The 8,403-nt window shown below is 61.3% G+C and carries 7 protein-coding genes; 4 read left to right on the forward strand and 3 right to left on the reverse strand.

The window, feature by feature from the left end:
- Position 1 precedes the first annotated feature (1 nt).
- From phoU to phoR, 3 genes are all read left to right on the forward strand, one after another.
- On the forward strand, positions 2–709 hold the full coding sequence (phoU, locus tag C266_RS13890; protein ID WP_010805264.1) for a phosphate signaling complex protein PhoU: 708 nt from the start codon (positions 2–4) through the stop codon (positions 707–709).
- 36 nt (positions 710–745) lie between these two features.
- On the forward strand, positions 746–1,447 hold the full coding sequence (gene phoB, locus C266_RS13895) for a phosphate regulon transcriptional regulator PhoB (protein WP_010805263.1): 702 nt from the start codon (positions 746–748) through the stop codon (positions 1,445–1,447).
- 91 nt (positions 1,448–1,538) lie between these two features.
- Positions 1,539–2,879 (forward strand): phosphate regulon sensor histidine kinase PhoR, encoded by a 1,341-nt coding sequence (gene phoR, locus C266_RS13900; protein WP_010805262.1) that lies wholly within the window; start codon positions 1,539–1,541, stop codon positions 2,877–2,879.
- Positions 2,880–3,058: 179 nt separating this feature from the next.
- On the opposite strand, the gene ppk1 is transcribed toward phoR, so the two are convergent.
- Positions 3,059–5,176: a polyphosphate kinase 1 gene (ppk1, locus tag C266_RS13905; RefSeq protein WP_051126321.1), complete on the reverse strand. Its 2,118-nt coding sequence runs from the start codon at positions 5,174–5,176 to the stop codon at positions 3,059–3,061.
- 152 nt (positions 5,177–5,328) lie between these two features.
- Here ppk1 and ppx point away from each other — a divergent pair, with 152 nt between their 5' ends.
- On the forward strand, positions 5,329–6,855 hold the full coding sequence (gene ppx / locus C266_RS13910; RefSeq protein WP_010805260.1) for an exopolyphosphatase: 1,527 nt from the start codon (positions 5,329–5,331) through the stop codon (positions 6,853–6,855).
- A 121-nt stretch (positions 6,856–6,976) separates the two neighbouring features.
- On the opposite strand, the gene C266_RS13915 is transcribed toward ppx, so the two are convergent.
- Positions 6,977–7,804: a GNAT family N-acetyltransferase gene (locus C266_RS13915; RefSeq protein ID WP_036663018.1), complete on the reverse strand. Its 828-nt coding sequence runs from the start codon at positions 7,802–7,804 to the stop codon at positions 6,977–6,979.
- 187 nt (positions 7,805–7,991) lie between these two features.
- Positions 7,992–8,403 (reverse strand): histidine phosphatase family protein (locus C266_RS13920; RefSeq protein ID WP_010805258.1); only part of this gene is annotated, 412 nt, incomplete at its 5' end.

Genomic DNA, 8,403 nt, shown 5'->3' on the forward strand with positions numbered 1-8,403 from the left:
CATGAACGAAAAACACCTTTCCAGCCAGTTCGACTCCGACCTGAATCAGGTTTGCTCGCGCGTCCTTGAAATGGGCGGCCTGGTCGAATCGCAGATTGTGACGGCCATGCAGGGCCTCAATACGTTCGACCGCGGCCTGGTCGACGAAGTGATCGCCAACGAGCATCGTCTGAACACGATGGAAGTCGAGATCGACGAAGAGTGCAGCAAGATCATTGCCCGCCGCCAGCCGACGGCACGCGATCTGCGCCTGTTGCTCTCGATCTCGAAGTCGATTACCAACCTCGAGCGCGCCGGCGACGAGGCCGAGAAGATCGCCAAGTGTACGCGCCGCCTTCTCGAAGATGGCACGGCGCAAAGCGTGAACTTCGCCGAAATCAAGCTTTCGGGCGAAATGGCCGCGCAGTTGCTGCGCCGCACGCTGGACGCGTTTGCGCGTCTGGACATCGTGGCGGCTGCCGAGATCGTGCGTGACGATAAGGCCATCGACAATGAGTTCCGTGGCTTCGTGCGAAAATTGGTGACGTACATGATGGAGGATCCGCGCACCATCTCGGCCGGCCTGGATTTCCTGTTCATTGCCAAGGCCATCGAGCGTATCGGCGATCATGCCAAGAACATCGCTGAATTCATCATTTACATCGTCAAAGGCACTGACGTCCGGCACATTTCGCGCGAAGATCTGCAGCGAAAAGTGCAGGGCGAATAAAAGGCCGGACATTATTGAAGGTTTGAGAGGGAACCGATGCCTAGCAGCATTCTGATCGTAGAAGACGAACCGGCGATTTCCGAGTTGATCTCCGTTAATCTGCAACACGCGGGTCACTACCCGATCCGGGCATACAACGCGGAGCAGGCGCTCACGCTGATCAGTGACGTCCTGCCGGATCTCGTGCTGCTCGACTGGATGCTGCCGGGCAAGTCGGGCGTGACGTTCGCGCGCGAGTTGCGTGCGAACGAGCGCACCAAGCACGTGCCGATCATCATGCTCACCGCGCGCAGCGAAGAGCAGGACAAGGTGATGGGGCTCGAGATCGGTGCGGACGATTATGTGACCAAGCCGTTTTCGCCGAAGGAACTGATGGCGCGTATCAAGGCGGTGTTGCGCCGCCGCGCGCCGCAGTTGACCGAGGATGTGGTAAGCGTGAACGGCCTGAAGCTCGATCCGGCCACGCACCGTGTGACGAGTCATCAGTCGAGCGGTGACATCAAGCTGGATCTGGGGCCGACGGAATTCCGGCTGCTGCACTTCTTCATGACGCACCCGGAGCGCGTGCACAGCCGCTCGCAGCTTCTCGACCAGGTATGGGGCGATCACGTATTCGTGGAGGAGCGCACGGTGGATGTGCACATCAAGCGTCTGCGTGCTGCGCTCAAACCGGCGGGCCACGATGCTATGATCGAGACCGTACGCGGCAGCGGCTACCGTCTGACGAAGTCGGTCTGAGGCATCGCGCCTCGTTTTCGGTTGAGACCTGCCGTGCCAATGCCGCCGCTGCCCGATGGGCGGCGAGCGGCACTCCTCCTGTGCATCGTCTATGAATATCATCTGGGCCCGTGCGCTGGCATTCCTGATCCTGCAAGCGGCCATTTCGGTGGCTGTCGGCTGGCTTTTTGGGGCAAGTGCAGGCTACGTTACCGCCATCGTTCTGCTGGTGACGCAGCTTTTCTTCAACGTCTATCATGCCCAGCGCCTCTGGCGTCTGCTCGACGCCCCGGTCTATGGCGAGGTGCCAAGTGCACTTGGGCTGTGGGGCGAAATCTATTACCGGCTGCACAAGCTGGCCAAACGCTGGCATAACCAGGTGAAGCAGGTGGAACAACAGCACGCGCGTTTCATTCAGGCGATCCAGGCATCGCCCAATGGCGTGATCATGCTCGACGAGCATAATCAGATCGAGTGGTGCAATGCGATTGCCGAGACGCACTTCGGCATCGATGCCAAACGAGACCTGCGTCAACAGATCACACACCTTCTGCGCACGCCGGCCTTTGTGCACTACTTGTCGTCGGAGCGCTACGATGAGGCGCTGCTCATGCATCACATGGGCGAGAAGCATAACAACGTGCTCTCGATGCAGGTGTTCCCGTACGGCGACAACCGCAAGCTCATCATCTCGCTCGACGTGACCGATCTCGAGCGCACCGACGCGATGCGCCGGGACTTCGTGGCCAACGTCTCGCACGAACTCAAGACACCGCTCACGGTGCTCTCCGGCTTCCTTGAGACGGTCGGTGAGTTGCCACTCTCGCCAGAAGAGATCCAGCGTTATGTCGAGATCATGCGTCAGCAGGCGTCGCGCATGCAGAACATCGTGAACGATCTGCTTACGCTCGCCAAGCTCGAAGGCAGCGGCAAGCCGCCGTCTGACGACAGGATCGACATGGGCATGCAGATGCGATCGCTGCGCAGCGACGCCGAAGGGCTCTCGCAAGGGCAGCATGTGATCGAAGTGAGCGTAGCCGACGGGCTCGATCTACGCGGTGCCGAAGGCGAGTTGCACAGCGCGTTCAGCAATCTCGTGAGCAACGCGATACGCTATACGCCCCAGGGGGGCAAGATCCAGATCGAGTGGGCGGCCACCGACGACGGCGGCGCTCGCTTCGTCGTCATCGACTCGGGTCTGGGCATTCCGGCAGAACACATTCCACGGCTCACCGAGCGCTTCTATCGCATCGATCGCAGCCGCTCGCGCGATACGGGGGGCACCGGCCTGGGCCTTGCGATCGTCAAGCATGTGCTGACGCGTCACCAGGCCGATCTGCGGGTGACGAGCGAGGAGGGGCGCGGCAGCACGTTCGCGATCTACTTCCCGCCGACGCGGGTGGTGCATCGCGCACCGATCGAAGCGGCCCCCGGTGTGGCCGTGAACGAGTAAGCGCAGGCGGCAGACGCGAGCCCCGGCAAACCCAAAGGGGACAAAAGGCGTTCGACTTCACGGTCGGATGCCTTTTTTGCTTGAACCTGGGATGCGCGGCGGCGGGGCGCGATCCGATAATTAAAGGGGGCTTTCGGCCCCCTTTCCTTGTTGTGGCAACGACTTGTGCGGCCGGCCGATCAGTTGCTGGTTTGTTGTACGTGTTTCGCCACTTCCGCCATCAACGCCATCTGGCTGTTGAACGGCCGCTTACCGGGTTTGCGGCGCACGTAGCTGCCGTCCGGACGCATCAGCCACGAGGCCGTATTGTCGCGCAAGTGAATCATCAGGCCCTCGCGAATCACGCGGGTCTTCAGGCGCTTGTCTCGCACCGGGAAGGCCACCTCCACACGACGGAAGAAGTTGCGTTCCATCCAGTCGGCGCTGGAGAGCATGACTTGCTCGTCACCGTTCGCATAGAAGTAATAGATGCGATGGTGCTCGAGAAAGCGCCCGACAATCGAGCGGACGGTAATGTTCTCCGACAATCCCGGTACACCGGCGCGCAGCGAGCACACGCCGCGCACGATCAGATCGATTTTCACGCCGGCGCGCGACGCCTTGTACAGTTCGGCAATGATCGTCGGCTCAAGCAACGCGTTCATTTTCGCGATGATGCGTGCCTTCTTACCAGACACCGCCGCTTCCGTCTCGCGACGGATCGCCTCGAGCAGATGGGTGTGCATAGTGAACGGCGACTGCCATAGCCCGTTCAGGTGCGTCTGACGGCCAATCCCGGTCAACTGCTGGAACACGACGTGTACATCGGAGCACAGGGCTTCGTCGGCGGTCATCAGACCGAAGTCCGTGTACAGACGCGCGGTGCGCGGGTGATAGTTACCCGTGCCGAGGTGGACGTAACGCTTGAGGAACGTCTTCTTGCCCTGGCGGGTGCGGCGCACCACAAGGAGCATCTTCGCGTGGCACTTGTGGCCGACGACACCATAGACGACGTGTGCGCCGACCGCTTCGAGGCGGGCGGCCCAGTTGATGTTCGTCTGCTCGTCGAAGCGCGCGAGCAATTCCACCACGACCGTGACTTCCTTGCCGTTGCGTGCCGCTTCCATGAGGGCGTCCATCAGTGCGGATTCGTTACCCGTACGGTAGATCGTCTGCTTGATCGCCACGACATCGGGGTCACGTGCGGCCTGCAACAACAGTTCGAGCACGGGCTGGAAACTATCGTAGGGGTGATGCAGCAGCAGATCGCCCTGGTCGATGACATCGAAAATCGCAAGCGAGGCGCTCATTCGCTTGGGCAGCGCGGGCACGAACGGCACGAACTTCAGGTCCGGGCGGTCGACCATCTCGGGCAACGGCATGAGGCGCACGAGATTCACTGGGCCTTTCACGCGATAGCAGTCCGAGTCGGCCAGACCGCACTCGGTCTGAAGGCGTCGCACGAGGCGCGACGGGGCACCGGCATCGACTTCGAGGCGTACGGCATCGCCAAGGTGCCGGGCCGGGAGTTCGCCTTGCAGCGCGGTGCGCAGGTTGGTGATTTCGTCTTCGTCGACGAACAGATCGCTGTTACGCGTGACGCGGAACTGGTGGCAGCCTTTGGCCGTGAGTCCCGGGAACAGTTCGCTGGCGAAGCGCAGCATGAGCGAACTGAGCAGAACGAAGCTGTTGGGCAGGGGGGCGAGCGCCGGTGGCATGGGTACCAGACGGGGCAGGGCGCGCGGCGCCTGAACGATGGCGAGTTCGGCGTCGCGGCCGAAGGCGTCCTTGCCTTCGAGTTCGACGGCGAAGTTCAGACTCTTGTTGAGTACGCGCGGGAACGGATGCGCCGGATCGAGTCCGATGGGGGTGAGCACCGGCACGAGTTCGCGCAGGAAGTAGTCGCGGGCCCATTCGACCTGTGCGTCGTTCCACTGGCCGGAGGGGTGAAAGGCGATGCCCTCGGCCTCCAGACGTGGCATCAGGCCGTCGAACATGGCGTATTGCTTTTCGACGAGCGCCTGTGCCCGGGCGCAGACTTGCGTGTAAACTTGCTGAAACGTCATGCCGTCGGGCGTGAGCATGCCCGGATTTTCGCGCATCTGCTCTTTTAGTCCGGCGACGCGGATTTCGAAGAATTCATCCATATTGCTGCTCACGATACAGACGAAGCGAAGACGTTCTAGTAGTGGCGTGGCCGGATCGGCCGCCTGGGCAAGGACACGTTCGTTAAATGCCAGGATGCCCAGCTCGCGGTTGAGCAGCGGGTAATTCATAGTAGACGTGCGAAAGACATGGGATTGGCGTGAATTCTTCATTCGTATTGTTACAGTTATATGACATTCACATTTGTCAACGACGTGTCATATTCGATTTGTAACTTATTCGTCATTTATTTGTCGAGTGCGCGTCATGCATTTGATGTGAGGCATTGCGCACTTCGGCACTCTTCGCTCAGGCGCACCCCTACATGAGTACCCCATCGCCCTTGCTTGCGGCCGTTGATCTCGGCTCGAACAGTTTTCGCCTGATCATCGGCCGCGTGGAGGAGACATCCGCCGGTACGCAGATCTATCAGGTCGATGCGCTGCGCGAGCCGGTGCGACTTGCGGCCGGCCTGAACGCCGAGAAGTATCTCGATCATCCGTCGCAACAACGCGGCTGGGAGGTGCTCAAGCGTTTCGGAGAGCGGCTGCGCGGGTTTCATCCCGATCAGGTACGCGCGGTTGCCACGAACACGCTGCGAGTCGCCAAGAATGCACAGGACTTTCTGGGTGAGGCGCAACGCGCACTCGGGTTTCCTATCGAAGTGATTGCCGGGCGGGAAGAGGCGCGTCTGATTTACGCGGGTGCGGCGCACTCGGTGCCCACTTGCCCGGGCAACCGGCTGGTGGTGGATATTGGCGGCGGCTCGACGGAGTTCATTATCGGGCAAGATTACGAGCCGCTGATCATGGAGAGCTTATATATTGGCTGCGTGAGCCACAGTCGTCTGTTTTTCCCGAGTGGCAATGTTGACGAATACGCGATGAAGCAGGCTGAATTGGCTGCTCGCCGCGAGATTCAGATTATTTCTGCGACGTTTCGCGAGGCGGGTTGGTCGCAGGCGATAGGCTCGTCCGGCACGGCCAGGGCATTGGCCGAACTGCTCGAAGCCAACGGCTTCAACGACGGCGGGGTGCATGGGCTCACTCGCGGCGGCCTCGAGCGGCTCAAGCGGGCGCTCATCAAGGCCGAGAATGCCAACCGTCTGAAGCTCGCCGGGCTCAAGCAGGATCGTATTCCCGTGCTGCCGGGTGGCTTGTCCATCATGCTCTCCGTCTTCAATGAACTCGAAGTCGATCATATGGAGACGACCGACGCGGCGCTGCGGCTCGGCGTCATGTATGACCTGCTCGGACGTACGCAGCATCAGGATATGCGTGCCGTCACCGTCGAGCAGTTCGTGCGCCGTTATGGCGTTGATCGCTCGCAGGCCGAACGGGTCGGGAATCTGGCGGTTTCGCTGTACCGTCAGTTGCCGATCGATGTGGTCGAGGGTGACGACGATCAGGACGATCGCCGCGAGGGAGGGGAGGCGTTGCTCAACTGGGCGTCGTCGCTGCATGAGATGGGCTTGTCGATCTCGCACAGTGCGTATCACAAACATTCGGCCTATATCGGCAGCAACGCGGATATGCCGGGATTTTCACGGCCCGATCAAACAAGGCTGGCGGAGTTGTTGCTTGGGCATGTGGGCAAGCTCGGCAAGCTCGCGTCGCAGGCGCAGCAGGTCGATTGGCAATTGCTGTTCTGCCTGCGGTTGGCAGTACTGTTTTGTCGTCGTCGCACCGATGCGCTGCCGGACAGTATCGAGGTCGAGCGTCTCGACGACGGCTTTCAGATATCGGTGCCGCGCGTGTGGATCGATGCCAATCCGCTCACCGATTACAGCCTGCAACGCGAAGCGCAGGAGTGGGAGAAGATCGGCATGCGTTACAAGGTGGTGTACGCCTGAAGCGTTGCGACTGCGCCGTCCTGCCCTCTGGGGCGGCGGCTTGGCAAAGGAAAAGCCCGGCAGAAGCCGGGCTTTTTTGTTCTCATGCGAGGACGAAACAACTTTGGGGGGATAGCCTATGTCAGGCTTGTTTGAGTTTGCTCACGAGTTCCGGGCCGAGGAAGTGGCGCGCGTAGCGCGGATTGATGTCGGCGAGACGGAACAGTGTGAGGAAGTCGGCGGTATTGAAGTCGGGGTCCCATGCCGGAGCGCCGCAGATGCGGGCGCCGAGGCGCAGGTATCCTTTGACCAGCGCGGGCGGCTCGACGTCGAGCGTCGATTGCAACTCATCGACTGGCAGGGCGATACGCGGCACGGCGTGGTATTCGGCCGGGGCCATGGCGGTGTCTTGCAGCTTGCGATAGAGGCTGGCGGCATAGTGGCCGCCATCGGCCATCGGCACGCTGGCGCAACCGAGCATCGTCTCGAGGCCATTGCGCAGCATGTACTCGGCCAGACCGCTCCAGAGCGCCATGATGACGGCGCCGTTGCGGTAATCCGCGTGCACGCATGAGCGGCCCGTCTCGAGCATCTTCGGGCGCAGGTGGTCGAGACGCGAGAGATCGAATTCCCCTTCGGAGTACAGACGACCCAGGCGGCTGGCCTGAGACGGGGGCAATACGCGGTAGGTGCCGACGACCTTGAGCGAGTCCTGATCGCGCACGATCAGGTGGTCGCAGTATTGGTCGTATTCGTCGACGTCCAGACCTGCCGGGCCCTTGACCGAGGCGCCCATTTCTTCTGCAAAGACCTGATATCTCAGATGTTGTGCTTCCCGAAGCTCGCTTTCATCGCGTGCCCACGCCACAGCCAGATTCGGTTTGACAGGCGTTTCAGGGCGAGGAAGACGCCTCCGCGACGTGGGGGTCAGCGAAGAGAGCGGCATAGTGGGGTTCGGCAGGTCGCGCATAAAGGCCCTTTTTTTGACGGTCGCGTTGCGACGTACTTTAAAAAGCATCAATGTCGATTCCGTGAACGGTAGGCGACAATTCTATGACAAAACGCGCAGTGTCATGAGTCAGGTCCCGCTTCTGATGCCTTGCAATGCCCGGTTCATGCGGGTTTGCGGAGAGTCCCGCCGTGATATCGGGGGAGGGTCAAAGAAGATCGGGGTTGATGACGGCGCGCACCACGACCTGACTTTCGTCTTCGCGGCGGCGCGAGGATAGCCACCAGATGCCGCCTTTCTTGATGGTCCAGTAGGCTTCCTGGCCGCTCAGCAGCAGGGCGGCGAGTTGGCCGAGGGCGGGCTGGTGGCCGACGATGACGACGGTCTGATTGGCGCCGGGCCACCCGATGGCGCCGAGTAAGGTCATGGCGTTCGCGCCGGGTGCGAGATCACGCACGATACGCGGCGTGGGGGTGAGTGCCTGAGCGGTCTGGACGGCGCGCACGGCGGGGCTGGAGAGGATGAGCGCGTCGTCGGGCAGACGGGCACGCAGCCACTCGGCGGCTTTATCGGCCTGTTTGCGGCCGCGGTCGGTAAGTTCGCGAGCCAGATCGGCTTTT

This window comes from Pandoraea sp. SD6-2 (genome assembly GCF_000389825.1).
In the GTDB taxonomy this organism is placed as follows: Bacteria; Pseudomonadota; Gammaproteobacteria; order Burkholderiales; family Burkholderiaceae; genus Pandoraea; species Pandoraea communis.